The following is a 24,148-nucleotide window of genomic DNA, read 5'->3' on the forward strand; positions in this document are numbered from 1 at the left end:
TGTTCAGCGACCCCGGAGCGCGTCGATGCGACGGGCGACCTCCATGGCTGTCGACGGCCTCGTGCCGGCGAGGGCCAGACAGTTCGCGACGAGGGTGCGCTCGTCGCGGTCCAGGTTCTCCGAGAGCGCGGGCGGGGTCGACAGCGCCGCCCGGATCGCCAGCAGCGGTTGGGTGTCCGGCACCTCCCCGTACACCCCGTCGCCGGTGAGGGCGCGGTGCAGACAGGCCCCAAGCGACCAGATGTCGGTCGCACGCGAGGGCACGTCACCCGCCAGCAGCGCCGGGTCCATGTACTGCACCGCACCGGGTTGGGCGAAGCTCGTGATGGGTTCGTCGGCGGCGAGGACCCGGGCCAGACCGAGATCGGAGATCTTGCCGCCGGTCTCGGTGACCATGATGCTCGACGGCGTGATGTTGGCATGCGCGATCCCGGCTTCGTGCAGTGCGTCGACACCGCGCGCGGCGTCGGCGATCGCGGCCAGTTTCTCGTCCCGGCCGAGTTCCCGAGCCGGACTGCCCAGCGAACCGAGCGGGAAGTACTCCATCGCATACATGAACTGGCCCTGCAGCACCGCGTCGTACAGGCCCGCGAGGTAGGGCGAGACGACGGCGGCGAACGCCCGCAGTTCGCGCACGCCTCGGCGGTACGCGTCGTCGCTGCAGACACCACCGAAGACCTTCACCACCACGCGGTCGGTGGCCAGCCCCAACCGAGCGGGCGGCACGGCGAGGTAGAACGTGCCGTTGCCGCCCATGCCGAGTTTCTCGAGCACCGTGAAATCCGCCAGCTGCTGCGGGATCTCGACTGTCGCCATGTCAGTGCCTCTCCGATGATGAACCGATGTTCGGACGGGATGGATCGGGGGCCGCCCGCGACGGCGTGGGTGGGGCGGCCGACGTCGACGGATACAGGGATGCCACCCGGTCTCCCAGCGATTCCTCGCTCGTCCCGGTGTTGTCGACGACGATGACGGGGATCGGTGCGCCCGGGGCGTCCTCGTCCGGAGAAGCGATGGTGAACGACACCGCATCGTCGCGATGACGGCGAGGATCCAGGACCGACACCGACACCCCCTGTTCTGCAACGGCGTTGAGATCAGCAAGCCACCGACGCCGCGAGCCGGACGCGACGACGGTCAGCGAGCGCGACCCGAAGAGGGCCAGGCCCGCGGCCACCAGCACGGCGGTCCGACCGCTGCGACTGTCGGCCGCCAGACAGGTGACGGTGCTGCGACCCGGGGCCACCGCCGCATCGGCGGTCTCGTCGATGACGGCGACCGGAGCCGATCGCAGTGCCTCCCCCAGCGATCGGTCCACACTGTCCACGACGATGATGTCGGCGTGGGCGTTCTCCGACATCGCGTCGAGGTCGACGGCCGGATCGGCGCTGAACCGGCACAGAACCGAGACCGAACCCGCACCGGTCAGCGATGAGCCCAGCTCGGTGAGCTTCTCGACCGCCGACGCGATCGCCGCGAAGTCCGGCACCACCGGGATGCCGACCTCGAGCGGACGGGCCGAACGATCCGGAGCGGTGAGCAGACCCGCCAGCACGACGTCGAATCCGGTGGCGCAGTCGAGCATCCGCCGATGCCTCGCCCGCAGGTCGGTGACCGTTCCGACAGGATCGCGGATCAGCACCAGGACTCGCGGTGCGGTCGCGGTGGCCAGCGCGCGCCGTTCGGCTGCCGCGATGTCGTTGGCCACCACCCGGTCCGGGTACACCACGCGCAACAACGGCTCGGTCAGGATCGTGGTCACCAGCGCCATCACGACGAGCATGGCGAACAGCTCGTCACTCAGGACGCCGAGCTCCCGGCCGGCGGCGAGGATCACCAGTTCGGTGAGTCCGCGCGTGTTCATCAGCACCGCGATGGCCGCACTCTGCCTGGTGGGTATCGCACTCACCCGCGCGCCGGCGTAGGCACCGAGGAACTTGCCCGCGATAGCGACGAGCAGGACGAGGAGCAGCTGCCCCATCCCCGCGAACCCGATCTCGGTGAGGTCGACGTTGAGTCCGGTGACGACGAAGAACATCGGCAGCAGAAGCAGCACGCTCGCCTGCTCGAGTCGCTCGAGGATCTCCCGGTGCAGCTGTTCGGCCCCCACCTTCGGCATCACCGCGCCGAACACGAATGCGCCGAAGATCTGGTGGATACCGATGACGTCGGTCGCCGCCGCCGAGAGGAACAGCCCGATCAGGATGACCGCCAGGATGTCCGGGGTGAGGCGGCCGGCCGTGTCACGCCACTCGATCAGCTTGGCCAGCAACGGACGCACCACTCCGAACATCACTGCCGCGTACACGAGTGTGAGCCCGACGATCCTGGCTACCTCCAACGGGCTGCCGCCCTGGATGATCGCGATGATGAAAGCCAGCAGCGTCCACGCCAGGATGTCGTCGATCGCGGCGGCGGCCAGGCTGAACACCCCGGGGACGGTGCGCATCATCCCGCGGTCGGTGAGGATTCTCGCCAGCACGGGGAAGGCGGTGATCGACATCGCGACGCCCATGAACAGCACCATCCCGAGCCGTTCGATCTCCATGCCCCCGACCATGTTGTGCGAGGGATAGAGCAGCACTCCGAGCCCGGCACCGAGACCGAACGGCAGGGCGATCGAGAAGGCCGAGATACTCGCCGCCGCACGTTCGCGCCCCTTGGTCAACCGCATGTCCAGTTCGAGGCCGACGATGAACATGAACAGCACGAGGCCGATCTGCGCCAGGGCGCCCAGCAGCGGCCTGACGTCGTCGGGGAACAGCCACTGGTCGGGATTGCCGGGCAGGAGTCCCAGGAGACTGGGTCCCAGCGCGATCCCGGCGGCGATCTCGCCGACCACGGCCGGCTGACGGCACGCACGCGCGATCATCCCGCCCACTCGGGCGGCGGCGATGACCACCGCGACGTCGAGCAGCAGGAAGGCGATCGTGTGTTTCTCCATGACCTCGGATCCGTTCGCTCAGATGCGGGCGTGGTGCGACTCGAAGATGAAGTGCCGCCCGCCGATTCGGACATGCGATCCGGGCACCAGCACATGCGCACGGTGCGGCAGCAGACGGGTCTCGCGGTTGCCGTTGCTCGGGTCGGCGACGAAGGTGCCGTTGGCGGACCCGAGGTCGACCAGCTGCACCGTCCACTCCACCAGTCGGATCTCCACGTGCCGCCGCGACAGCTGACCGGTTTCATCCTGCACGCGAATCGGCTTGGGCGAACCCGCCGGTCCGCCCCCGGCCGATCCCGGCTCCCGGCCGATGACCAGGTCCTCGTCGAGCAAGAAGGTGAATCCGTTGTCGAGCAGCAACCAGCCCAGCGGCGGCCGTTCTCCCTCGACGAGGAAGGTCGTCAGTTGATCCATGCGGATTCCGCAGACCCCGCACAGCCACGACTGCGGATGGTTCAGATGGCCTCGCGAGCACCGTATCCCGTGCACCATCGCCCGCGATGCCTCGATCTTGACAACCTCGGTGGCGGGCTTCTGATGCTCTTCCTTCGGGAGGGGCGCGCGCGGTTCGAGAGGTTCGGCGAACGGATTCGGTGCGGCTCCGGGTTCGACGGGCGGGCGCCCGCCCGGCGGGGTGGCGTCCCGTGGCAACGGCTCGGCCGGGCGTGGGGCGTTCGGGGACAACGGCCCCGCCTCGAACGGACCACCCAGAGGAGTCGAGGTGAACGGCAGCGGTTCCGGTGCGGGCGGCCCGACGCTTCCGGCGCCGGGGGCCATCCGCTCGGTGGTGCCCATCGGGTCCGATTCCGGTTCCGGTGACGCCGGACGCGGGTCGACGACGGGTTCGACGTCGGGGACCGGCGTCTGCGCCGGACGTGGCGGCGGATCGCCGAAGGGAGATCCCTTCCGGATCGGTTCGGGCGCCGGCGATCCGGACTTTCCCGACTCCGGCTCGTCGAGGCCGTCCAGCGCCTCGGTCGGCGGCCCGGCGTCCGGGTCGGGTCGGGTGGATTCGACCGCCCGGTCCGGCAACGGCAGCGCCGATCCGTCCGTCCGCGGGTGCGCCGCCCGGTCGGGCACCGCGTGGAATTCGGTGCCGCGCAGTCCCAGTGGGGTATGCAGCAGCGCGCCCGCGGCGGGCACCGTTCCCTCGACCAGATCGAATCGCTCCTCGCCGACCTCGGCGGGCTCCGTGCCGGCGAGATACAGCCCGAGACCCTCGTACGGCCACGGCACGGCGCGGTCGTAGGTGTCGCCGGGTGCCGGCTCGATCCGTTTGCCGTCGGTCTCGCCGTACACCCGGCCCGAGAGGAAGATGGCGATGCCGGCGCTGTCGGGTGCGGCGAAGGCGATGTCGACCGGGCCTTCGGCGGTGGCCACCAGTTGGGCCAGCGCCCTCACCAGGTGCCGTCCGCGTCGGGGCGCCGAATCCGGCACGGCGACCGCTGATTCGATGTCGAGGAGGTCGGTGAGGAACGACGCCGGCACCGCGTCGTTCATCAGGCACAGGTACGCCGGTCTGCGGATCACGACGCCCGCGCCGGGAATCAGCGTCACGGTCGGTGTGACGCTGGGGATGTCAACCGGGCCGGTCACAGGAACCGGCCCCCCTGAAATCGCCAGTGGGGGAACACCGCACGCAGCGGCCCGTTGACCGCCACCCACACGAGCAGCCACGTGGTGACGAACTGGACCGAGAACACGAAGGGCGACGGTCGGAGCGAATCCGGGAGGAGCCCGGTGTTGTCGATCACGATCCAGACGAGGATTCCCTCGTTGATCGCCGTGAGGAGCCCGAACAGCGTCGGCCAGTCCTTCTCCCACCGGAACTGCTGGAGGAAGTGGTACAGGAATTCCCAGAGCACCCCGAGGACGATGACGGTGAGGAGCACGGTGAAGGCGACCCGGTAGACGTCGAGGATCGACGGATCCCCGGTGGAGATCAGCCACAGGAACGGGACGAGCACGATGGTCCACAGCCCACCGAGGATGCCGAGCACGAGCACGCGGGTCTGGATTCGCCCCCACAGGGTGGGCAACATGTCAGTCGACTCCCTTGTTGTTCATCCAGCGCCACCACTGGGCGGTCGACCGCCAGGGCGTCAGTCGCTTGCAGAACCCCTGGCGCGCCAGATCGTCGACGATCTCCAGGGCGGCGATCTGCAGACCGAGGAATGTGTCGACGCCGGGAAAATAGCCACCGAGCGTCGCGCTGCCGGACGCGTAGAGCTTGCCGTTCCCGCTCCGCGTGCCCTTCAGCTCGAAGTCGCGTTCGACGTCCATGCGGCCGACGGGGTTGATGCCGGCTCCGGTGTGGTCGAGCAGGTCGCGCAGTAGGCGGTGCTCGCGCACATCGGCTTCGAGTCCGGTGCAGTCGATCACGTAATCGGCGTAGATCTCGAAGGTCCCGTCGGGCCGATGCTCCTGTCGGATCGGTGCGTGCGGGTCGACCCGCACCGTGGTCACCACACCCTGACCACCCGCGGCGGGGACCAGGCTCTCGGCTTTGCCGACGGCGGCGCGGTACCAGCCCTCGCGTCGCCCGCGCGCCAGCTGCTCCTGCCAGTCGTCGCGGACGGGCGTGTTGGTGCCGCCCATCTGCTTGTACGCCTCGGCCCGCTCATGCCCCTCGAGCTTGCGCATCCGGGCCTTGAGCTGTCCGCCCCAGACCGACTTCGGGTAGTTGAACCCCTGAAAGGCCCAGCCGTCCTTGCCCTTGCGCCGCATGAAGATGTGCGGTCCGTGCGGTTTGTCGTAGTACGTGCGGAACAGGTGCACGATCTGCGTCTGGAGTCCGTACGCGTCGCGATCGTCGATGAGCCGCTGGAGGACTCGGGAGGCGACGATCCCGGCCCCGCGGATCACCACGGTGCCGGGCTTGCGCTGCAACGACTGGTAGATGTGCTCGTGGGACTCGTAGGCGTTCACGACCTTGCTGGCGTCCCGGTAGGTCTCCCGGAACGCCTGCAGATCGGGCAGGAGTTTGATCCCGGGATAGCCGATCGCGACATGGACCCACTGGCTGCGGAACGCCACCCGCTTGGTGGGCGACGTCCCTTGCGGCGGTGTGAGGATCGTGAAGTACCCACCACCGGCGCGGCGTCGGATCATGCGAACCTGGCCGCGGTGCAGGCACTTCAGGTAGCCGATGCGCTCGCATTCCTTCTCCATCGAGGCGAACGCCTGTCCGGCCTTCGGCGTGTAGAAGTTCGCGAAGACGGGTTCCACCAGCACATTCCACAGGGGCTTGAACTTCTTGTCCGCCCACGCCTCCCGGACCGCGTACGACGGGAAACCCCAGATGTTGTCCGGGGTCGACGCCGAGTCGGAGCGCAGGCGCTCCCCGCGGGGGATCTGCGACACGCGCGTCAGGTACTCGTAGCTGTGCCACGGCACGTCCTGTGGGCCGAGCACCGCGATCCGATCGAGCGGCACCCCGCTGATCCGCAGATAGTCGACGGTCACGAACGAGCCGATGCCCGACCCGACGGTCACGAACGGGACGTCGACGACGGGAATGCCGGCTCCCTCGACCATCGCGTCGGTCCAGATGTCGGTGTCGATGAGTTGCGGTGTCAGGTCGCCCACGGCACCGCCGGGGCCGGGCGCACCCCGGTGCGGCGAGCGCGGGGCCTGCCGCGGCATCGGGCCAGGAGGGGGCGGAAGCGGCGGACCGGGCCGGCGCGGTCCCGGCGGACCCGGACGGGGACCACCCGGATGGGGCATACCCGGTGGAGGTCCGCCCGGCGGGGGGACGACACGCGTCGGCCCCTGCGGCGGCTGGTTCACGACCGGCTCCGGGCCCTGGTCACGACTGCCGGCGATCCGCGACGGCCGGCATGAAAGGAGTACGCCGGGCCCCGGAAGCGCTGGGACGCGTGAACACGACGGGACATCGCTCCTCCAGGTGAGCAGACACGGGCACGGACGGTGCGGTAACTCTAACCCGCGGCCAACCCCCCGACGGCGTTATATAACCCGATCGAATTACACCCGTCGCACCAGGTCAGCCGCCGGAGTCCGACGTCCGCCCCAACGAGCACCGGGCCATTGTGCCGGTATCGAACGTGACATCGAGTGTTGACAAATACGGCGGCGCCGAAATACGTTCGAGTCATCCGCTGTGGTCTGTTTCACCGACCGAGCCGCCCACCCGAAGGGATGCGACGATGACGAAAGCACTGACCCCGACCGATCGGGAGCACGAGGCCCCCGCCCGCTACGTGCCGCAGCACGACAAGTCCGGCGGCGACCACGACTACGGTCAGGTGCTCGACGACCTGTCCGCGGCCTCGGTCCACCGCAACTTCGACCCCTACATCGACATCGACTGGGACGCGCCGCACATGGCGATCGTCGACAACGATCCCCGGTGGATTCTTTCCTATGAGGTCGATCCGATCGGTCGTCACCCCTGGTACCAGCAGCTTCCGCAGGAGAAGCAGATCGAGATCGGCATGTGGCGTCAGGCCAACGTCGCCAAGGTCGGCCTGCAGTTCGAGTCGGTCCTGATCCGCGGGCTCATGCAGTACAGCTTCAAACTCCCCAACGGCGCGCGCGAGTTCCGGTACACGACGCACGAATCCAAGGAGGAGTGCAACCACACCCTGATGTTCCAGGAGTTCGTCAACCGGACCGGGATGAACGTCCCCGGCGCCAAGCTCGGCTACCGGCTGATCTCCCCGCTCGTCCCGCTCGTCTCGACGATCTTCCCCACCGTCTTCTTCTTCGGTGTGCTCGGCGGCGAAGAGCCGATCGACCACATCCAGAAGGACTTCCTGCGCACCCGGGCGAGCCTGCACCCGACGATGGCCGCGGTCATGCAGCTGCATGTCGCCGAGGAGGCTCGTCACATCTCCTTCGCCCATCACCTGATCCGCGAACAGGTCCCGCAGCGTGGACGAATCCAACGGTTCCTGTTGTCGCTGATGCTCCCGTTGACGATGCGCATCCTCTGCGGCGCCATCGTGGTGCCCCCGCGCAGCTTCGCCAAGCGGTTCGACGTGCCCGACGAGGTCATGAAGGACATCTTCTGGCGTTCGCCGGAGTCGAAGCGGTTCCTGCGCAACGTGTTCGGCGACGTCCGGATGCTCGGCGAGCAGAGTGGTCTGATGAATCCGGTCTCGCGTCTGCTGTGGCGTGCGCTCGGCATCAGCGGCCGCCCCTCGCGATTCCGCAGCGAACCCACCTACACCGCGGCCTGAGCCGGACACCGAACGCAGGTAGAACCCGAGACCATGCCACACGTCGTCACCCAGGCGTGCTGCGGCGACGCGTCGTGCGTGTACGCATGTCCCGTCAACTGCATCCACCCCACCCCTGAAGAGCCCGATTTCGGCATCGCCGAGATGCTGTACATCGATCCTGCGACCTGCGTCGACTGTGGCGCATGTGTCAGCGCGTGCCCGGTCGGCGCCATCGTCCCGGGGCATCGCCTGCCGGCAGGCCAGGAACGGTTCGTCGAGGTGAACGCGACGCAGTACCACGATCCCGCCGACGGAGCCGCGCGGTTCCCCGTCGACCCGGCGCGTCGTCTGCCACTCGCGCCCATCGACCGGCCGCGACAGCTGGCCGTCGACGCCTCGATCTCGATCGGCATCGTGGGGTCGGGCCCCTCGGCGATGTACGCCGCCGACGAGCTGCTGCGGCAACCGCAGGTGTCGGTCACCATGTACGAACGCCTCGACCGGCCGTTCGGGCTGGCACGATTCGGAGTCGCGCCCGATCACCTGCACACCCGCAAGGTGATGGAGTTGTTCGACGACATCGCACGCAACCCGCGTCTGGAGATCCTGCTGAACACCGAGGTCGGGCGGGACCTCACCCTGGCCGAGCTGCGCGCCCGGCACCAGGGCGTCATCTGGGCGGGCGGTGCCCCCACCGACCGGCGACTCGAGTTGCCCGGATTCGATCTCCCCGGTGTGTCCAGCGCGACCTCGTTCGTGGGCTGGTACAACGGCCACCCCGACTTCACCGGCCTCGACGTCGACCTGGACACCGAGCGTGTCGTCGTGGTGGGCAACGGCAATGTGGCCCTCGACGTCGCACGGATTCTCGTCGCCGACCCGGACACCCTTGCCGCGACCGACATCTCGCGTCCGGCCCTGGCGACCCTGCGGACCTCGTCGGTACGCGAAGTCGTCGTCATGGGCCGCCGGGGACCCGCGCACGCGGCGTTCACCCTGCCCGAACTCATCGGACTGGTCGATTCGGGTGTGCCGGTCACCGTCGATCCCGCCGATCTCCAGGCGCTCCCCGCGTCCGCCGAACTCGACGCCACCATCCGCGCCAAACTCGAGATCCTGACCGAGTGCGCCGCACGCCCGGCACCGGCTGGGCGCCGAATCCGGCTGGCGTTCTTCAGCTCTCCGTCCGAGGTGACCGCCGGCCCCCACGGTCGTGCGAACGCGTTGGTCGTCGGCCGCAACCGGCCGGTCGTCGACGACACCGGGGCCGCGGTGGGCATCGAGCCCACCGGCGACACCACTACTCTCGAGACCGGACTGGTCCTCACCTCGGTCGGCTACCGCGGTGTACCGGTACCCGGTCTGCCGTTCGACGACGCCGCGGGGGTCATCCCACACCTCGACGGCCGCGTTCTCGACGGGACCGAACCCGTGGCGGGCATGTACGTGACGGGGTGGATCAAGCGAGGTCCGTCGGGCTTCATCGGGACCAACAAGACCGATTCCGCACAGACCGTCGCGTCGTTGCTCGATGACCTCGAGTCGAACGCACCGGAGGTCTCGGTGCCGCGTCGGCGTCGGCTACTCGGTCGACGTCTGGGTGTCGCGCAGTCCGTCGCAGGCCTCGACGGCGGGGCCACTGCACTAGATTGAGCAGCCATGGGGCCCGCGTATCAGCGCACCACCGTGCGTGCCGATCTGTCTGACCTTCCCGCCGACGTCGCCGCCACGCTGCGCGACCACGCCGACTCGAAGCAGCTCACCGTCACCGATGACCTGCCGGCGTGGGTCACCCGGAGCATCAACCCGCCGTCGACCACGTTCCTCGGCAAGGTCTTCGGGCGACGCAGCAACCCGGTCGACCCCGACTCCGAGCACCAGACGCTGATCGTGCTGCATCCGACCCACCTGATCGTCGTCGTGTCCGGGGCCGAGCGCGGAGTCGCCGCGTTGTCGTGTCCGCTGGCCAACGCGTCGATGTCGTCGACCCCGTATGTTCCCGAATCGGATGGCTTCTCGGTGACCGGGTTCGCCGGCGACGAGGGCCGCGCGGGAAGCTTCTACCTCGGGACCGGGGAGCCGGCCGGACCGGAGTGCCGCGAAGCGGTCCGCGCGGCCATCGTCGCCGCGAAGAATCCGTGAGCTCCGCGGACTGCCCTCCCGCCCTCTCCCGACCCGCCCTCGGCATCACGCTGGCCCTCATCTCCTCGGCCTGCTTCGGCATCTCCGGCGTACTCGCCCGGGCCATGATCGAATCGGGTTGGTCGGCCGGCGCGACGGTCACGGTGCGCATCGCGCTCGGTGGACTGGTGCTGGCCGTACCCGGCCTGCTCGCCTTCCGTGACCGGCGCCGCCCCATCCCGGACCGGCCCACCCGCCGTTCCTGGGTGGTGCTCGTCAGCTATGGCCTCCTCGCCGTGGCGGGTTGTCAGCTCGCCTACTTCTACGCGGTGACCTACCTGCAGGTCGGCGTCGCGTTGCTCATCGAGTACACCGCCCCGGTCGCGGTGCTGGTGTGGATGTGGCTCCGCCACGGTCAGCGGCCGGGACGGGTCACCGTCCTCGGTGCAGCCCTCGCGATCGGCGGACTCGCGCTCGTGCTCGACCTGACCGGCGACGTCCCGATCAGCGCGGTCGGAGTGCTGTGGGCGCTGGCCGCGATGGTCGGGGCCGCCGCCTACTTCGTGATCTCCGCCGACGACCGCACGGGCTGGCCGCCGTTGAGCCTCGCCGCCGGCGGCCTGCTGATCGGCGCACTGGCCCTCGTCGGCGCCGGACTGACCGGGCTCCTGCCGATGACCATGACCACCGGTCCGGTCCGGGTCGGTGCGCTCGAGGTGGCCTGGTGGATGCCGCTGGTCCTGCTCGGCGTGGTCTCGGCCGCCATGGCCTACGGCTTCGGTATCGCGGGCGGCCGGCTCCTCGGTGCGCGCGTGATGTCCTTCGTCGCGCTGTCCGAGGTGCTGTTCGCGGTGGTGTTCGCCTGGCTGGTTCTCGACGAATTGCCGGCGCCGATCCAACTCGGCGGCGGCCTGCTCATCGTGCTCGGCGTCGTGTGCGTCCGCCTCGGCGAGGCCGCCCCGGCAGTGCCACCCGACTGAGGATCACCGTGCGCGTTTGTGAATAATGTTGCGCACGTTGCACATCTGTCCACAGGTTCGGCGTGTTGGGACTGAATGTGTCGCACGTCGCAACCGGCCGGGGTACTGTCGTGCCCCATGTGGGGGGAGGAACCACGCGCGACGGGGATGTTCTCGAGGTTTGACTACATCGACGCCGCGCTCGCGACCGGGGATCGTTTCACCGATCTCGTGCTCGGGGTCGACGACCCCGACACCCGGCTCCCCGACGCTCCCAGCTGGACGCTGACCGACTGCGCGGGTCACGTCGCGATGGCACCGTCGCGCTTCCTCGGTCTCGCCCGTGGCGACGGGGAATGGTGTTGTTCGGCCGTCGACGTGCCCGACTTCAACGCCAAGCAGATCGCCAATCTACCCACCCGGGACGTGCGGGTGCTGTGCCGCCGGCTGGCCGAGGACCTGCGTGAACTCGTCGACGAGGTGTCGCACTTCCATGCCCAGGTCCCCAAGATGCACTTCGACGGCGATCGCCTCATCCGCGCGGACGCCGCACTGGGTCTGCTGATCGGTGAGTTCGTCGTTCACGCCCACGACATCGCACGCGCCGTCGGCGCCCGCTGGTGGGTCGAGCCCGAGGTGGTGCTGATGGTCATCCGCGCCCGCCAGCACATCCTGCCGAGCTGGGTCGATCCCGAGAATGCCGCCGGGCACTCCGGCACCTACGACATCCGGCTGCGCGGGTGCGGTGAGCGCCACGTGTACGAGTTCACCGACGGTGAGCTCGTGATCGACCCGCCGGAACCCCGCCGCCCCGACGTTCACATCAGCGTCGACCCGGCCACTGCCCTGCTGGCCGGATACGGCCGGGTGTCGCCGGGATGGATCGGCCTCACCGGCAAGGGGATCGCCTGGGGCGCCCGCCCATGGCTCGCACCGCGGCTCGCCCAGCGGTTCTTGCCCGCCTGAGCGGCCGCGCTGCTTCCTGATCCGAAAGAAGCGCAGACCCACCGGCCCGCCCCGCTCCCTGCGGAGCGCCCGGAGCCTGCGGAGCGCGCGACCCTTCCGCTCCCTGAGGAGCCCCCGGAGCCTGCGGAGCGCGCGACCCCCCGCTCCCTGAGGAGCGCCCGGAGCTTGCAGAGCGCGCGACCCCCCGCCCCCGAGGAGCGAAAGCGACGAGCCTCGAAGGGCGGCGACCATGGTCACCAGCCCCTCGAGGCTCGCTTCGCTCGCACCTCGGGGAACAGAGGGCTCGCTTCGCTCGCGTGGGCGAGCGCCGTTCTTCGATTATCGCGGCTGACGTATCAGGTTCAGCGACCGGCCGGTGAGCCGGCGGGACGGCTCACCCGGCGTCCCTGCCCGCGGCTGCCCGCGCGCTGCTGGTCGCCGGCACGCGAGTGTCCCGTGCCCCGACCCTGACCGCCTGTGCGGCCCTCTGCCGAGCGCGAACCGCTCGACCGTGAATCGCTCCGGGCCGGGCGACCGCGGCCCTCGCCGCGAGTTCCGCGCGAGTCACCGCCGGCAGCGTTCCGGCTGCCACCGGTTCCGGCGCTCCGGCTCTCGCCTCGGGCGCCGCCGTTGCCGCCCTGGCCGCGGCCACGACCGCCGCGGCGATTTCCCTGTGACCGGCCACCCTGAGCGCGACCGCCCTGGGACCGGCCACCCTGAGCACCGCCGCCACGCGCGGCTTCTGCAGCAGCGCGTGCCGCTGCGGACACGCGGGGCGCGCGGTCGCCGACGAGTTCGTCGACGGCTGCCGACGAAGCGTCGACCGAGACGGGGGTCACGGAGATCTTTGCCTTGCGCAGCAGCTGCGCGACCTCACGACGCTGCTCGTGCAGGCACACGGTCACGACGTCGCCGGCCGACCCGGCCCGGGCGGTACGGCCCGAGCGGTGCAGGTACGCCTTGTGCTCGGCCGGCGGGTCGACGTGTACGACGAGCTCGATGCCGTCGACGTGCACACCGCGGGCGGCGACGTCGGTGGCGACGAGGACGCGGACGTCACCCTCACCGAATGCGGCGAGGTTGCGGTCGCGCTGCGCCTGGCTGAGGTTGCCGTGCAGGTCGACGGCGGGGATCCCGGTCTCGCTGAGCTTCTTGGCGAGCTTCTTGGCCTGGTGCTTGGTGCGCATGAACAGGATGCGACGCCCGGTCCCGGAGGCGAGTTCGGCGACGAGATCCTGCTTGTTCGCCGAGGAGACCTCGAAGACGTGGTGGGTCATCGCGGCGACCGGCGACTCGGCCGAATCCACCGAATGCAGCACCGGGTTGTCGAGGAAGCGCTTGGCGAGCTTGTCGACGCCGTTGTCCAGGGTCGCCGAGAACAGCATCCGCTGGCCGTCGGCGGGGGTCGCGGCCAGGATCTTGGTCACGACGGGGAGGAAGCCGAGGTCCGCCATGTGGTCGGCCTCGTCGATCACGGTGATCTCGACCTCGTCCAGGCGAACGATGCCCTGGCGCATCAGGTCCTCGAGACGCCCGGGGCAGGCGACGACGATGTCGACGCCGCGGCGGAACGCCTGCTCCTGCCGGGTCTGCTTGACTCCGCCGAAGACGGTGGTGACGGTCAGTCCCACGGAGGCGGCGAGCGGTTCGACGACCGCGGCGATCTGGGTCGCGAGCTCGCGGGTCGGAGCCAGGATCAGGCCGGTGGGTGCCCCCACGTAGCGCTTGACCTGCATCTCGGCCAGGCCGGCGACGAGCGGGATGGAGAAGGCGAGGGTCTTGCCCGATCCGGTCTTGCCGCGACCGAGGACGTCTTTGCCGTCGAGGGTGTCGGGCAGGGTGTCTGCCTGGATCGGGAACGCGTCGACCTTGCCCTGCGAGGCGAGGACCTTAACGAGTTCGGCTGGAACACCGAGAGATTCGAAGGACACACCCGGAGCGGACACAGCGGCGTCCGAGGTGGTGGTCGTCGGGGTTTCGAGTACAGCAGTCATGTGGTGTGCAGGTGTCTTCCTGTGCTTGGCACGCGAACAGCACGACTGACGTGCAAGGGCGGTGCCGATGGCGAACACGCGGGTACGCGAGCTCGTTCGCCGTATGAAGTCAATGGCAGGCGGCCGACGGTGTCGGAATCTCCGGACCTGCGAGAGAGGCGTTCTACGACGCTAGACGCGGCCCGTGGGGGCGCATCACTTCTGGCAACAGTACGCGTCGGTAATCGATACCGCGAATCGCTGTGATGCAGGTCGCGTTTCGCGAGAACCTGGCCCACACGCTCAGAAGGCCTCGCTGAGCATCACCGCGACGGTGCCGGGCTCGAGTGCGTCGAAGACGTGCTCCACATCGCCGGGATACGAGATGTAGTCCCCGGCCGAGAGCACCTCGGGGGCGTCGCTGGGTCCGAGACGTGCACGGCCGCAACTGATCACCACATGTTCGAGGATCCCCCGCGCATGCGGTGCGGAGACCCTCGGTTTGCCGGGTTCGGCTCTGATGACGTACATGTCGCGCCGTGAACCCGGCGATGCGGTGGACAACAGGGTCGCCGAGTAGTCCGCGTCCGCGGCCGGGATCACCGGGCCCTCACCGAAACGGATGACCTCGACCGTGGGCGTCGGCGAATCCAGCAGCGCCGAGAACTGCACTCCCAAGGCCGTCGACAGTGCCCACAGTGTTTCGACGCTGGGGTTCCCCTCCCCTGATTCGAGCTGGGACAGCGTCGACTTCCCGATGCCGGCACGGCGCGCGAGTTCGGTCAGGGACAGACCGGCCCGTGCCCGTTCCCGTTTCAACGACGCGGCGACGAGTTCTTTCGGGTTCACCGACCGTGCATCGTTCATCGAACCGTCCGATCGTCCATCTTGACGAACACCCTTCTTCTGTTCACTATGATAGTCATGCGTTCGGCTTGGAGAACACTCGACACCGCGACCCTGCGGGCCGTCGTGGTGATGTCTCTTTCGGTCCTTGTCATCGGGATGTCGTACGGGGTGGCCGCCCACAGCGCGGGTCTCGCGCTCTGGCAGATCGTCCTGATCGCCACGGTCGTCCTCGCCGGGTCGTCGGAGTTCGTCTTCGTCGGCATCCTCGCCGCCGGCGGGGTACCGATCCTGGCTGCGCTGGCGGGCCTGTTGGTGAACACCCGCAACTTCGGCTACGGCCTCGCCGTCGGAAAACACCTGCGCGGCGCTCCCGAGATCCTGTTGGGCGCACACCTCATCAACGACGAGACGGCGGCTCTGGCGACAGCCGAGCCCGATTCGCGACGTGCACGCGCCGCATTCCTGTTGTGCGGGCTGGGCGTTCTCGTGTCGTGGCCCGTCGGGGCAGCCCTGGGCGCCGCCCTCGGCGGCGTCGTAGCCGACCCGGCCGGCCTCGGCCTCGACGCCGCTTTCCCCGCCCTACTAGCCGCACTGGCCATTCCGGCCCTTCGCGACGGCGCCACCTGGGCGGCGGTGACCATCGGCGCAGCGGTCGCCGTGGCGTCGACGCCGTTCCTGCCCGCCGGGTTGCCGATCATCGGTGCGCTCGGTGGATTTGCCGCGCTCGAGACGGTCCGGCGGTTCCGCACGACGACCACACGAACACCGGATCCGTCCGTCACGGCCGCCGACGACGACGCGGACGTCACGTCGCGTGACGTCCCCGTGCACGACACCATTCGGAGTGGGCGATGACCACCGGGGTCTCGCTCGCGATCGGTGTCGCACTCCTCGCGGTCGGCACCTACGCGATGCGCGCCGCCGGACCTGTTCTGCGAAACCGGATCTCGGTGTCGGAGGCGACCGAGAAACTGATGGACCGGGCGACCGTCGTCCTGCTCGTCGCCGTGGCGCTGACAGGCGCGTTCTTCATCGACCACGACTTCGCCGGATGGGCGCGGCCCGCGGGTGTGACGGTGGGGGTGATCGCGGCGCTGTTGAGGGCGCCCCTTGCCGTCGTGGTCATCCTCGCCGCCGCCACCGCGGCGGGACTGCGAGCACTCGGCGTCGCCTGACGTCCCCGTCGCGGAACGTCACCGCACCATGGCCGGATTCGTACAGCTGTCCGGCACGGCGACCAGCGAACACGCCACCGGCATCCGCGTCGGACGATAACCGCGGTGAACACCACGGTCACGGGTGATCTGGCGGTAGGCGGCGACCGCGTCGGTCGGGCGGCGGGACAGGCTCGGGTCACGTTGCGCGTCGACGGTGTACAGACCGAAGCGCGAATCGAAGTCGCCCCACTCGTAGTTGTCGGTGAGACTCCAGTAGTTGTAGGACGCCACGTCGATGCCGTCTTGGCGCGCGCGCTGCAGCCAGTACACGGTGTCCCGTAGGTGGTCGGCCCGCCGGTAACCATCTGGCCGTCGGCCCTGGGGGTCGGTGGCCAGACCGTTCTCGATCACCCGGATCTGCTTGCCCGGGAACTGTTGCGCGACATGGCGGAGCACGTAGTAGATGCTCTCCGGTGCCTGCGAACTCTTCCAGAACTCACCCGACGCACCATTGGCGACGGAGGCGTCAGTGATCGAGAAGGAGTAGTAATGGTCGACGCCCACGAAATCGAGCGTGTCCCGCATGCGTTGCGGGAAAACGGATTCGAGCCATGTCTGGACGCCGATGATCGGGTAGTAGGCCATGTTCGACGACACCTGGGCGCCCGGTTGTACGCGGTGGATGTGGCGGTGGATCGCCCGATGTGCCGCCACGATCCCGTCGGCCATGAGCCGCACGTTCTGCGGTGCCACTCCCCCGTACATCAGTTCGCGCCGAACGTATTCGGTGGGTTCGTTGAAAGTGATCCACAGCGGGTCGGCCCAGGCATACCGGTCGACCACCCGCTCGGCGAAGCGCACGAGGTCCGCGGACATCTGCGGACGATTCCAACCGCCGAGGTCGACCGCCCAGCCCGGGTGCACCCAGTGGTTGAGGGTGATCATGGGTCGCATCCCGGCGTCGACGACCGCCCGGATCACCCGATCGTAGAATGCCCACCCCGCCGGATCGTCCCGCCCGCGGGACGGTTCCACTCGCGACCATTCGACCGAGGTCCGATAGATGCCGACGCCCAGTCCCTTCGCCCGGGCGATGTCCTCGGCGTAGCGATGGTAGAAGTCGACGGCGTTGCCGACGCGGTGGGCGACTCGGCCCTGATCGCCATATCGCACCCAGTTCGAGTCGCGGTTGTACCCCTCGGACTGGAATCCGGACTGGGCGACGCCGAACTCGAAGGCAGGACCGAGCGACGGCACGTTCGCCGAAGCCGTGCCGGCACCGCCGAGACCGCAGATCCCGATCAGAATCGTGGCCGTCGCGACGGCCACGGAGCGACCTCGAAGACGCGTGAAACCCCTACCCATCCACGGTCTTCCGTGTGCTCTCAGAACGGGCTCCCGGTGATCGGCGCGGCGCGATCGCACGGAACCGGTCGCGGGTTCTGGGGATCGAGCGCGTTGAGCACGAAGAACGCCGCACGTCGCGACCCCGCGATCCCGGCATGCTCGGTGTAGTCGACCGAACATCCCTCCTGCACAACGATGTTGTGCACATTCGATCCGCCCGGAGGCAATCCGAGGGTGTAGGGCACGATGAGTTCGTCGTACCGCGTGGCGATGTTGGTGTACCGGATCGAGGGCAGGTAGAAGCCGCCGGCGGCGATCTTGCGCATCACCTCGGCCCCGGGATCGAGCTGGGCGCAGGCCTGGCAGAACGGCACCTGCTCCGGTCGCAATCCGAGGGACCGGACGATCGGCATGATCACGTCGTTCCCGCCGACCCCGGAGCCCCGCCACGCCGGAGCCAGCGACACATAGTTGTCGATGGCGCCTCGTCCGCCGAGATACTTCGCGTAGTACGCGGGCACCACCGTCCCCTGCGAATGGCCCACGACGTCGACCTTGGAAGCTCCGGTCGTCCGACGGACCTTGTCCACGAATGCACCGAACTGGGCGGCACTGTTCGACATCTCGCCCATGCCGCCGATCGCGCTGATCGGCCACGGCGCCCCCGTGACCGCGCCATAGGTCAACGCGAACACGCAGTAGCCCTCGTTTTTCAGCAACGGGACGTAGGTACCCCAGTTGGTCTGCTGCGATCCGCCCGTCCCGTGCACCAGGATGACCGGATTGGGATGGCGCGCAGACGGTGTGCAGTTCCAGTCGTTCGAGCCGGGGAGCGAGCCGCCCGGGTCGGTCAGCTCGTTCGGGATTCCGGCCAGAAAGTTGTAGGTGACCGGCAGGGTGTCGGCGCGGGCCGGTGCCGCGGTCATCACCAGCACGCCGATCACGGCGACGACCAGGCCCCACAGGAGCTTCGGCGATCTCATGGACGAAAGCTAACAAACCGTCTCAGGCCGGGACATGTGTTTGAGCGGACCCACCCGGTCGGCTCCACCGCGGGGCGGTGGTGCCGACGTCGCCACAGACCACTGTCGCCTCACGCCGGAGGTTCCTCGTCACGGTGCCGGATGTCGCGGACGGTCGCGACCGCCGAGGCGAACACGAGGACGAAGCCGAGCACGAGAAGGGTGACCGCGGCGTAGTGCATGATCTGCTCGTAGTGCCCGACGTCGAACTGTTCGGCCGCGATGCGCAGGCCGACCACCACGAGCCAGGCCAGGAACGCCATGGTGAGCGCGCGCCGCTGGAAGACCGCACTCCGACGCCGGTGTTCGTACTCACCGAGTTCGTCGATCGCGTCGAGGACGATGCCGCTCATCCGCGCGTGTGCCGGGGAGTCGTGCGGCAATTTGGTCAGGATGTCGACCTTCTGCGAGAGCTTCTGGTGCCGGTCGTTGGCGTCGAGTCGCGCGATGACCGCACCGATCACCGCGACCAGCAACGTCCCGGCGAACGTGAGCATCGCGGCGGTCATGGGCGAAAACCTACACCGCAGCACCCGGCCACGCCCCGGGAAGCGCCTGGTGAGCGGGACCGAGGCTTTCGGTGCCGATTCGGTCAGCCGGTCTCGCGAGTGGCCGAGAGGCCGGCACGCACCAGGATTCGTTCGGCACGACGAAACTCCAGTGAGTGACACCGGCCATCCATGACGGCGCCACTCGCCTGTCGCAGCAGGGTCGCCGCCAGAGAGGATGCCGTTCGCGGTGGGATCACCAACAGCGTGACCACCCGCCCGCCGGCCGTGAGCGTCATCAGGGGCGGCGTCTCCGGCGAATCCGGTGAGTCCAGTCCCGGGAGACGACGGAAGCTGGTCCAGTTCACGTCGATTCCACTGACGTCGCCGACCGTCGATCGCGCCGTCGTGAGCATCCCGGGGAGCTCGTCGGCGAGTTGAACGGTGTACGGATACCAGGCGCCCGCCACAGCTGCCCCGGGATCGACGCCGAATCGTACTCGCGCCGGGCCGAGCAGCGGCTTCATCCGTCGACCCGGTTGTGTGGAGACAATCGTGGGCCGGCTCCCACGGTACGAGTAACGACCTTCACCGTTGCCACCTGACTCGACCACCCGTGGCGATCATCTGACACCGGCGACGCCGACAGGGGCCTGTCAGATGTTCGATCCAGTTGTTGGGAGTGTACGCCCAGCGCGCAACGCGGGTGCACCGCCGCGACGTCGAGTCCGTGTGGTGCCCACTCCTGCGGTCACCGCGGGTCGCCCACGCCGCGCGCGATCCGCATCGCCGCCGGCACGTGTCCCACCGCGAGGACCGCTGCCGACACCGCGAGCCACGGGTTGCGCAACCACATCGCTGCGGCGACGAACACCAGCACCGGCAGGACGGCCATCGGTACCGGCACACCCCACACCGGTCCGTACAACGCCGAGGCCGACCGTCCCGTCCGGACATAGCGAACCCACAGCGCGTAGTAGCCGGTCAGCCCTGCGACGACCGGCCCGCACCACCACCACGCCAGATCTCCGGGGGCCGTGATGGCCGGGACGACCAGGCACAGCGCCTGACCGACACGCTCGAATCCGCCCATCCACCAAGGGATCACCACCCGCGGTATCGGGGTGCGGGGTGGAAACCAGACCAGCAGGAGGTTCGGCAACAGCACGGCGAGTCCGACCAGCAAGCCCCACGGCGAAAAGCCCACGCCCGATGTTAGGCACGGGGAGCCGACGTCGGTGAGCCGGCATCGGAGGTGGAGTCAGGGCCGCCCTGCCACTGTGACGGTCACCGTTCTGCGCGACGGGCCGGAATCGGGTGGACTGCCCGGCCCGCCTCGATGTGAATACTGGAACGTCAGCGATGTCGAACCGGGCGCCACCGCCACGAAACGCATGGTCAACCTGGTCGCACTCCCGGGCGGAGGCGGCTCCTGATCGGCACCCGCTCCGTCGGCGAGCATCTCGGCGAGCACCTCGGGATCGGGGTCCTCGGCGACCCTCCACTGATCGCCGACGCTGAGGTTCACGATGCCGAACTCCACCGCCAACGTGTCACCGACGGCCAAACGGACGTCACCGACCGTCGAAGGCACCGACACGCGGGCGGTCGACGGCCCGACGGGTGTCCCGCTGACGGTTGTGGCTTCGGCGCAGCCCATCAGAGCACCGGCGACGACACTCGCGAGAACAAGCAGCGTCGACGAGCGACCCCCTGCTCGACGGCACCAACTCATCACGACCTTCTTTGCCGGCACCGAGCCCACCCTACGGACAGGTACATCGCCGTTGGAAGATGCGGCCGAAAACCGCGACAGGGAGCTATGTTTCGGTCAACACAGCCATCCGCGCGCTCGATCCGCGGTGGCGCACCACCCTCGTCCCGGGAATGGCCGGGTGTCCCGACACGTTCACCGGGCGTGGAAGACTCCTTTGCTCCCGACTGCTACGTCATCGACTGCCATCGCCGCGCCACCCACTGGGACCTGGTGACCCCTGCGGGGATGTCACCTGAGATGTCGGTGCCCCTGTGCGGCGATCACGATGCGTCCCACGTCTTCACGCCCTGCGCGTCCTGACCCGAGGTAGAAGCGGGGTGGGCGCCCTCCCCGAGCCCTCGCGGCCTGGAGCACTCTCGCAGAGTTTCCGCTCGACGCTGGACTCGTCCCCATTTTGATGTATCAGCACTTCATTGAAAGTGCTAACGTCACAAACGCACAGGGCACGCTGCCAGGACAAACATCATTTCAGAGGTTGTGTGAGTGATGCGAGTACTCGTGACGAAAGCTGGCGGCTCCTTCGCGGCCAGATCAGTCCAGGAATCAAGCAGAGGGACCCATCATGACCACATCACCAATCGCCACCCGCCTGGTCGTATTCGTGTCAGCGGTGCTGTTCGCGCTCGGCCTCGGCGTCGCGGCTGCACCGCAGGCCCAGGCACGTCCGACGCCCCCTGGCGGATCGACCGTCACGATGATCATGATCAACAAGACCGGCTGGGACCTGTCGCTGAGCGGATGGCCGTCCACCGACACCTGGGGAGGCAGCTCCTCGGCGACACAGTGGATCGATCCGCCCGCCCGAGTCCTTCCCCGCGGGGGCGTCGAGGTCGTGCGTGCCTGGTCGGCCAACCCCGCACACATGTCGGCCTCGGTCACGTACTCCAACACCTACCGGTGGGCGCACTGGCGCTACGAGTCCGAACTGAGCTGGGCACTCGGTTTCACCACCCTCGGTGACACCGGAGCCTCCGACGGTGAGATCAACTTCGCACGCATCGACCGCTTCGGAGCACACTCCCAAGCGACGTACGTGCTGGGGTGATCGACGACATCGACTCGCCCGGATCACCTTCGGTGATCAGATGAATCGGTCGGTCTCGTTGCGGATAGGCAGCGTCCCCAGAGACCCCATGCCCGCGGCGCGCCAGGAACGCGATCGCGACCCGGGAGAGGCCACGAACATCGCCAACTCGTGACCGGCAGTCGCGCGTCGTCGGCACCAATCGGTGGGATCCGGCGACAGTGCAGCACCTGCTCGATCGCGTCACGCCGTCGTCCGGTGCGTTTCAGTGAGCGACAACGAAGCGGCCTCATCCGCCTTGCGGGTGAGGCCGTCTCATCCATTGTCTTCGGTGGAGCCCAACCTCAGGCCCAGTCAGTGCGAATCGCCCTGTGTGCCAGCCCCTTTGATGGTCAGCAGTTCCGCCGACCCAGCTCAGAGCCATGCCCGAGCGCGTATCAAGCTCCTCAGCGTGGGTCCGGCCCATCCGCTTTCCATGGATCAAACGTGGGTTGTGGGATCTCCACAGAGACGACGAAACGCGCCCCGATCCCCCTCAGCACCAGTAGGCCGACGGCTCGATACGCTCGCGCAGACGACAGCGCGGCGCCGGGTACGCCCGATATGATCCGCGAATGTCACAGCTGCCGCCCCCTTGGCCATCGAACCCCGGATGGCATCGCGATCCTGAAGACCCGGAGATGATTCGGTGGTGGGACGGGTACCAATGGACAGCCAATCGCCAGCCGACTCCCCCGCCGTCGGCACCCCTTCCGCCGTACCCCCAGCGCAAAAAGTCAGGCGCCGCCAAGCCACTGCTCATAATCGGTGGATCACTCTTTGCGTTCCTTCTGGTCGTGGGTTCCTGTGCGGCAGTCATAGGTTCATCCGGTAGCGATTCGAGTAGCGCGCGCAGCAGCTCGACAGTGACCGCGGACGGGTCCGGGTCCGTGACCATCTTCGCGCCCGATCCATCCGCCGCTGCTGCCGCATCTAGATCGGCGGCGGCCGCGCGCGAACAGCGCGACCGGGAGTTCCGGCGGCTCACGAACAAGGCGTCTTACCGCACCGTCACATCAAGGGACTGGCAGCTCGTCGCAAAGGATCCCGGCGCATACAAGGGTGAGTTGTATGTGATTCACGGACGAGTGGTCCAGGCCGACGCCGCGACCGGCACGTTTCAAATCAGGGTGAACACCGACGGTCAGCAGGTCGACGTCTACGACTTCGACATCAACACGATCGTGACGGCTGGCCTCGCGTCGTTCAAAGAGGTCGTCGAGGATGACCTCGTGACGTTATGGGTAGGCGTCACCGGGTCGGAAACCTACGACACGACGATGGGCGGGTCTGTTACAGCACCGAAGGTCGAGGCCAACATCGTCGAGGTCTACGGCAACGCGGGGTAGCACTCGCCCCGCCAATAGGGAAGCCTCTCGCTCTCCTTGCTGAGACCGGGGCGCTTCGTCGTGTCCGGACTCTATCGAAAGGCGAGGACGTCCGGTGGAGTGTCGCGGGATGCCCTCGCGGAGAGGTAGTTCCAGTCAGGTCTTTGAGCTCGTGTCGTACAGTGCCGGAAATGAAAACTGCACGAATCTCCCTCACCTTCGCCGCCGCCGGCGTCCTCGCACTCTCGGGCTGCTCAAGCGACGACTCGGGCAGCACTGAGACGACGACCACCGCGACGGGGTCAACGACCGCGGAATCGGCCGGTGCCGAAAGGTCGCCCATCACAACCTCGTCGACGGTTCGGATCACTGCAGATGCTGTCATCGCCGCGGCCCGACGACTCGGATTCGCCTGTAGCGCCGAAGAGCAGGCAACTTTCTGCAGCAGCGAGGCCGGCGAGAACTGGCAGATTCGGACCTCACCCGCTGGCGATGGCGACAGAGCATTCGTGCAAGCAGCATGCGAGGCCGGGGTCGGCAGTGATGGTCGCGTACTCACGAACGGCACCACAGTTGTGGTCTACGTGGGCAACGAGGGCCAGGGTCTGCAGGAGTTCAACCGGCAGCTCGCCGGCGAGGGTGTTGAGGGCCTCACGCTCGTTGACTACTGCTAGGAGCCCCTCAACGACAAGTTGGATTGCAACATTGAGTGGGCAAGGTACCTCGCACGCATGCAGACCGAGCCCGTCATCGCCCAGTACCTATAAGCAGTCCACGCCGATGACACTCTGCACGCGTTCAACAACCCGCTGTCAACCCGCGACCGACGCCCACCTCGTTGAGGTCGACCACGTGGTCGCCAATGACGGCACGCCGGTCATCATCCACTCGATGCGCCCGCCCCGACCCAGTTCATGAGGTGATGGCTATGCCACACAATCGATGACATCCTCGCCCACGCCGACGAACTGGCCTCCCGATTCGAGAAC

Annotated in this window: 23 protein-coding genes and 1 pseudogene; 11 read left to right on the top strand and 13 right to left on the bottom strand. The window is 68.2% G+C overall.

Annotation, left to right across the window (positions count from 1 at the left end):
* Positions 1–3 precede the first annotated feature (3 nt).
* The 5 genes from CA982_RS10020 to CA982_RS10040 are packed head-to-tail and all read right to left on the bottom strand — an operon-like array spanning position 4 to position 6,589.
* Positions 4–816: a protein kinase domain-containing protein gene (locus tag CA982_RS10020; RefSeq protein ID WP_086535179.1), complete on the bottom strand. Its 813-nt coding sequence runs from the start codon at positions 814–816 to the stop codon at positions 4–6.
* Position 817: 1 nt separating this feature from the next.
* A complete protein-coding gene (locus tag CA982_RS10025) occupies positions 818–2,944 on the bottom strand; it encodes a cation:proton antiporter (RefSeq protein WP_086535180.1) in 2,127 nt (708 codons plus the stop codon).
* Between the two features lie 18 nt (positions 2,945–2,962).
* The gene (locus tag CA982_RS10030; RefSeq protein WP_086535181.1) at positions 2,963–4,540 is read right to left on the bottom strand and encodes an FHA domain-containing protein; all 1,578 of its coding nucleotides are present in this window, start codon (positions 4,538–4,540) and stop codon (positions 2,963–2,965) included.
* Positions 4,537–4,986 carry a hypothetical protein gene (locus tag CA982_RS10035; protein WP_086535182.1) on the bottom strand — a complete coding sequence of 150 codons (450 nt, stop codon included), beginning with the start codon at positions 4,984–4,986 and terminating at the stop codon, positions 4,537–4,539. Before CA982_RS10035 ends, CA982_RS10030 begins: the two co-directional genes overlap by 4 nt.
* Position 4,987: 1 nt before the next feature.
* Positions 4,988–6,589, bottom strand: coding sequence for an FAD/NAD(P)-binding protein (locus CA982_RS10040; RefSeq protein WP_086535183.1), 1,602 nt, complete (start codon positions 6,587–6,589; stop codon positions 4,988–4,990).
* Positions 6,590–7,113: 524 nt separating this feature from the next.
* Here CA982_RS10040 and CA982_RS10050 point away from each other — a divergent pair.
* The 5 genes from CA982_RS10050 (at position 7,114) to CA982_RS10070 (ending at position 12,176) form a co-directional block, all read left to right on the top strand.
* The gene (locus CA982_RS10050) at positions 7,114–8,148 is read left to right on the top strand and encodes an AurF N-oxygenase family protein (RefSeq protein WP_086535185.1); all 1,035 of its coding nucleotides are present in this window, start codon (positions 7,114–7,116) and stop codon (positions 8,146–8,148) included.
* A 33-nt stretch (positions 8,149–8,181) separates the two neighbouring features.
* Positions 8,182–9,783, top strand: coding sequence for a 4Fe-4S binding protein (locus CA982_RS10055; RefSeq protein ID WP_144066014.1), 1,602 nt, complete (start codon positions 8,182–8,184; stop codon positions 9,781–9,783).
* Positions 9,784–9,789: 6 nt separating this feature from the next.
* Positions 9,790–10,272: a hypothetical protein gene (locus tag CA982_RS10060; protein ID WP_086535186.1), complete on the top strand. Its 483-nt coding sequence runs from the start codon at positions 9,790–9,792 to the stop codon at positions 10,270–10,272.
* Positions 10,269–11,231: an EamA family transporter gene (locus tag CA982_RS10065; RefSeq protein WP_086535187.1), complete on the top strand. Its 963-nt coding sequence runs from the start codon at positions 10,269–10,271 to the stop codon at positions 11,229–11,231. The genes CA982_RS10060 and CA982_RS10065 overlap by 4 nt, the downstream gene beginning before the upstream one ends.
* 147 nt (positions 11,232–11,378) lie before the next feature.
* Positions 11,379–12,176, top strand: coding sequence for a maleylpyruvate isomerase N-terminal domain-containing protein (locus CA982_RS10070; RefSeq protein WP_244176197.1), 798 nt, complete (start codon positions 11,379–11,381; stop codon positions 12,174–12,176).
* Between the two features lie 341 nt (positions 12,177–12,517).
* On the opposite strand, the gene CA982_RS10075 is transcribed toward CA982_RS10070, so the two are convergent.
* Together CA982_RS10075 and CA982_RS10080 are read right to left on the bottom strand one after the other, a co-directional pair.
* Positions 12,518–14,149: a DEAD/DEAH box helicase gene (locus CA982_RS10075; RefSeq protein WP_086535240.1), complete on the bottom strand. Its 1,632-nt coding sequence runs from the start codon at positions 14,147–14,149 to the stop codon at positions 12,518–12,520.
* 282 nt (positions 14,150–14,431) lie between these two features.
* Complete coding sequence (locus CA982_RS10080; RefSeq protein ID WP_086535189.1) at positions 14,432–14,995, bottom strand: helix-turn-helix domain-containing protein; 564 nt, start codon at positions 14,993–14,995, stop codon at positions 14,432–14,434.
* A 57-nt stretch (positions 14,996–15,052) separates the two neighbouring features.
* Between CA982_RS10080 and CA982_RS10085 the strand changes: the two genes are divergently transcribed.
* Positions 15,053–15,832 carry an AzlC family ABC transporter permease gene (locus CA982_RS10085; protein WP_086535190.1) on the top strand — a complete coding sequence of 260 codons (780 nt, stop codon included), beginning with the start codon at positions 15,053–15,055 and terminating at the stop codon, positions 15,830–15,832.
* Positions 15,829–16,152: an AzlD domain-containing protein gene (locus CA982_RS10090; protein ID WP_086535191.1), complete on the top strand. Its 324-nt coding sequence runs from the start codon at positions 15,829–15,831 to the stop codon at positions 16,150–16,152. The genes CA982_RS10085 and CA982_RS10090 overlap by 4 nt, the downstream gene beginning before the upstream one ends.
* Positions 16,153–16,170: 18 nt before the next feature.
* Here CA982_RS10090 and CA982_RS10095 read toward each other — a convergent pair whose 3' ends face one another.
* The 6 genes from CA982_RS10095 to CA982_RS10120 all read right to left on the bottom strand — a co-directional run bounded on the left by CA982_RS10095 (position 16,171) and on the right by CA982_RS10120 (position 20,747).
* The gene (locus tag CA982_RS10095) at positions 16,171–17,499 is read right to left on the bottom strand and encodes a family 1 glycosylhydrolase (RefSeq protein ID WP_086535192.1); all 1,329 of its coding nucleotides are present in this window, start codon (positions 17,497–17,499) and stop codon (positions 16,171–16,173) included.
* Positions 17,500–17,519: 20 nt separating this feature from the next.
* Positions 17,520–18,464 (bottom strand): esterase/lipase family protein, encoded by a 945-nt coding sequence (locus CA982_RS10100; protein ID WP_086535193.1) that lies wholly within the window; start codon positions 18,462–18,464, stop codon positions 17,520–17,522.
* Positions 18,465–18,574: 110 nt separating this feature from the next.
* On the bottom strand, positions 18,575–19,012 hold the full coding sequence (locus CA982_RS10105) for a hypothetical protein (protein ID WP_086535194.1): 438 nt from the start codon (positions 19,010–19,012) through the stop codon (positions 18,575–18,577).
* An 83-nt stretch (positions 19,013–19,095) separates the two neighbouring features.
* Entirely contained in the window at positions 19,096–19,518 is a 423-nt protein-coding gene (locus CA982_RS10110) for a DUF5994 family protein (protein WP_086535195.1), read from the bottom strand.
* A gap of 224 nt (positions 19,519–19,742) precedes the next feature.
* Positions 19,743–20,198, bottom strand: a complete 456-nt coding sequence (locus tag CA982_RS10115; RefSeq protein ID WP_244176198.1) for a hypothetical protein — start codon at positions 20,196–20,198, stop codon at positions 19,743–19,745.
* A gap of 54 nt (positions 20,199–20,252) precedes the next feature.
* Positions 20,253–20,747, bottom strand: a complete 495-nt coding sequence (locus CA982_RS10120; RefSeq protein WP_144066015.1) for a protease inhibitor I42 family protein — start codon at positions 20,745–20,747, stop codon at positions 20,253–20,255.
* A 583-nt stretch (positions 20,748–21,330) separates the two neighbouring features.
* Between CA982_RS10120 and CA982_RS26865 the strand changes: the two genes are divergently transcribed.
* From CA982_RS26865 to CA982_RS10135, 4 genes and pseudogenes are all read left to right on the top strand, one after another.
* Positions 21,331–21,813, top strand: a complete 483-nt coding sequence (locus CA982_RS26865; RefSeq protein WP_244176199.1) for a hypothetical protein — start codon at positions 21,331–21,333, stop codon at positions 21,811–21,813.
* A 593-nt stretch (positions 21,814–22,406) separates the two neighbouring features.
* Positions 22,407–22,526: pseudogene (locus CA982_RS27060) on the top strand (DUF2510 domain-containing protein); the annotation flags it as partial.
* A 195-nt stretch (positions 22,527–22,721) separates the two neighbouring features.
* Complete coding sequence (locus CA982_RS26875) at positions 22,722–23,180, top strand: hypothetical protein (protein WP_244176207.1); 459 nt, start codon at positions 22,722–22,724, stop codon at positions 23,178–23,180.
* 170 nt (positions 23,181–23,350) lie between these two features.
* Complete coding sequence (locus tag CA982_RS10135; protein ID WP_086535198.1) at positions 23,351–23,833, top strand: hypothetical protein; 483 nt, start codon at positions 23,351–23,353, stop codon at positions 23,831–23,833.
* Positions 23,834–24,148 lie beyond the last annotated feature (315 nt).

Origin of the sequence: Gordonia lacunae, assembly GCF_002149015.1 — a bacterium.
Classification (GTDB): Bacteria; Actinomycetota; Actinomycetes; order Mycobacteriales; family Mycobacteriaceae; genus Gordonia; species Gordonia lacunae.

Excerpts from the sequence above, each read along its gene's own strand:
- CA982_RS26865 (WP_244176199.1), top strand. The coding sequence starts at position 21,331 with ATGACCACATCACCAATCGCCACCCGCCTGGTCGTATTCGTGTCAGCG.
- CA982_RS10110 (WP_086535195.1), bottom strand. The coding sequence starts at position 19,518 with ATGAAGCCGCTGCTCGGCCCGGCGCGAGTACGATTCGGCGTCGATCCC.
- CA982_RS10050 (WP_086535185.1), top strand. The coding sequence starts at position 7,114 with ATGACGAAAGCACTGACCCCGACCGATCGGGAGCACGAGGCCCCCGCC.
- CA982_RS10085 (WP_086535190.1), top strand. The coding sequence starts at position 15,053 with ATGCGTTCGGCTTGGAGAACACTCGACACCGCGACCCTGCGGGCCGTC.
- CA982_RS10075 (WP_086535240.1), bottom strand. The coding sequence starts at position 14,149 with ATGACTGCTGTACTCGAAACCCCGACGACCACCACCTCGGACGCCGCT.
- CA982_RS10095 (WP_086535192.1), bottom strand. The coding sequence starts at position 17,499 with ATGGGTAGGGGTTTCACGCGTCTTCGAGGTCGCTCCGTGGCCGTCGCG.
- CA982_RS10020 (WP_086535179.1), bottom strand. The coding sequence starts at position 816 with ATGGCGACAGTCGAGATCCCGCAGCAGCTGGCGGATTTCACGGTGCTC.
- CA982_RS10025 (WP_086535180.1), bottom strand. The coding sequence starts at position 2,944 with ATGGAGAAACACACGATCGCCTTCCTGCTGCTCGACGTCGCGGTGGTC.
- CA982_RS10060 (WP_086535186.1), top strand. The coding sequence starts at position 9,790 with ATGGGGCCCGCGTATCAGCGCACCACCGTGCGTGCCGATCTGTCTGAC.
- CA982_RS10055 (WP_144066014.1), top strand. The coding sequence starts at position 8,182 with ATGCCACACGTCGTCACCCAGGCGTGCTGCGGCGACGCGTCGTGCGTG.
- CA982_RS10090 (WP_086535191.1), top strand. The coding sequence starts at position 15,829 with ATGACCACCGGGGTCTCGCTCGCGATCGGTGTCGCACTCCTCGCGGTC.
- CA982_RS10100 (WP_086535193.1), bottom strand. The coding sequence starts at position 18,464 with ATGAGATCGCCGAAGCTCCTGTGGGGCCTGGTCGTCGCCGTGATCGGC.
- CA982_RS10040 (WP_086535183.1), bottom strand. The coding sequence starts at position 6,589 with ATGCCGCGGCAGGCCCCGCGCTCGCCGCACCGGGGTGCGCCCGGCCCC.
- CA982_RS10135 (WP_086535198.1), top strand. The coding sequence starts at position 23,351 with ATGAAAACTGCACGAATCTCCCTCACCTTCGCCGCCGCCGGCGTCCTC.
- CA982_RS10070 (WP_244176197.1), top strand. The coding sequence starts at position 11,379 with ATGTTCTCGAGGTTTGACTACATCGACGCCGCGCTCGCGACCGGGGAT.
- CA982_RS10035 (WP_086535182.1), bottom strand. The coding sequence starts at position 4,986 with ATGTTGCCCACCCTGTGGGGGCGAATCCAGACCCGCGTGCTCGTGCTC.
- CA982_RS10080 (WP_086535189.1), bottom strand. The coding sequence starts at position 14,995 with ATGAACGATGCACGGTCGGTGAACCCGAAAGAACTCGTCGCCGCGTCG.
- CA982_RS10105 (WP_086535194.1), bottom strand. The coding sequence starts at position 19,012 with ATGACCGCCGCGATGCTCACGTTCGCCGGGACGTTGCTGGTCGCGGTG.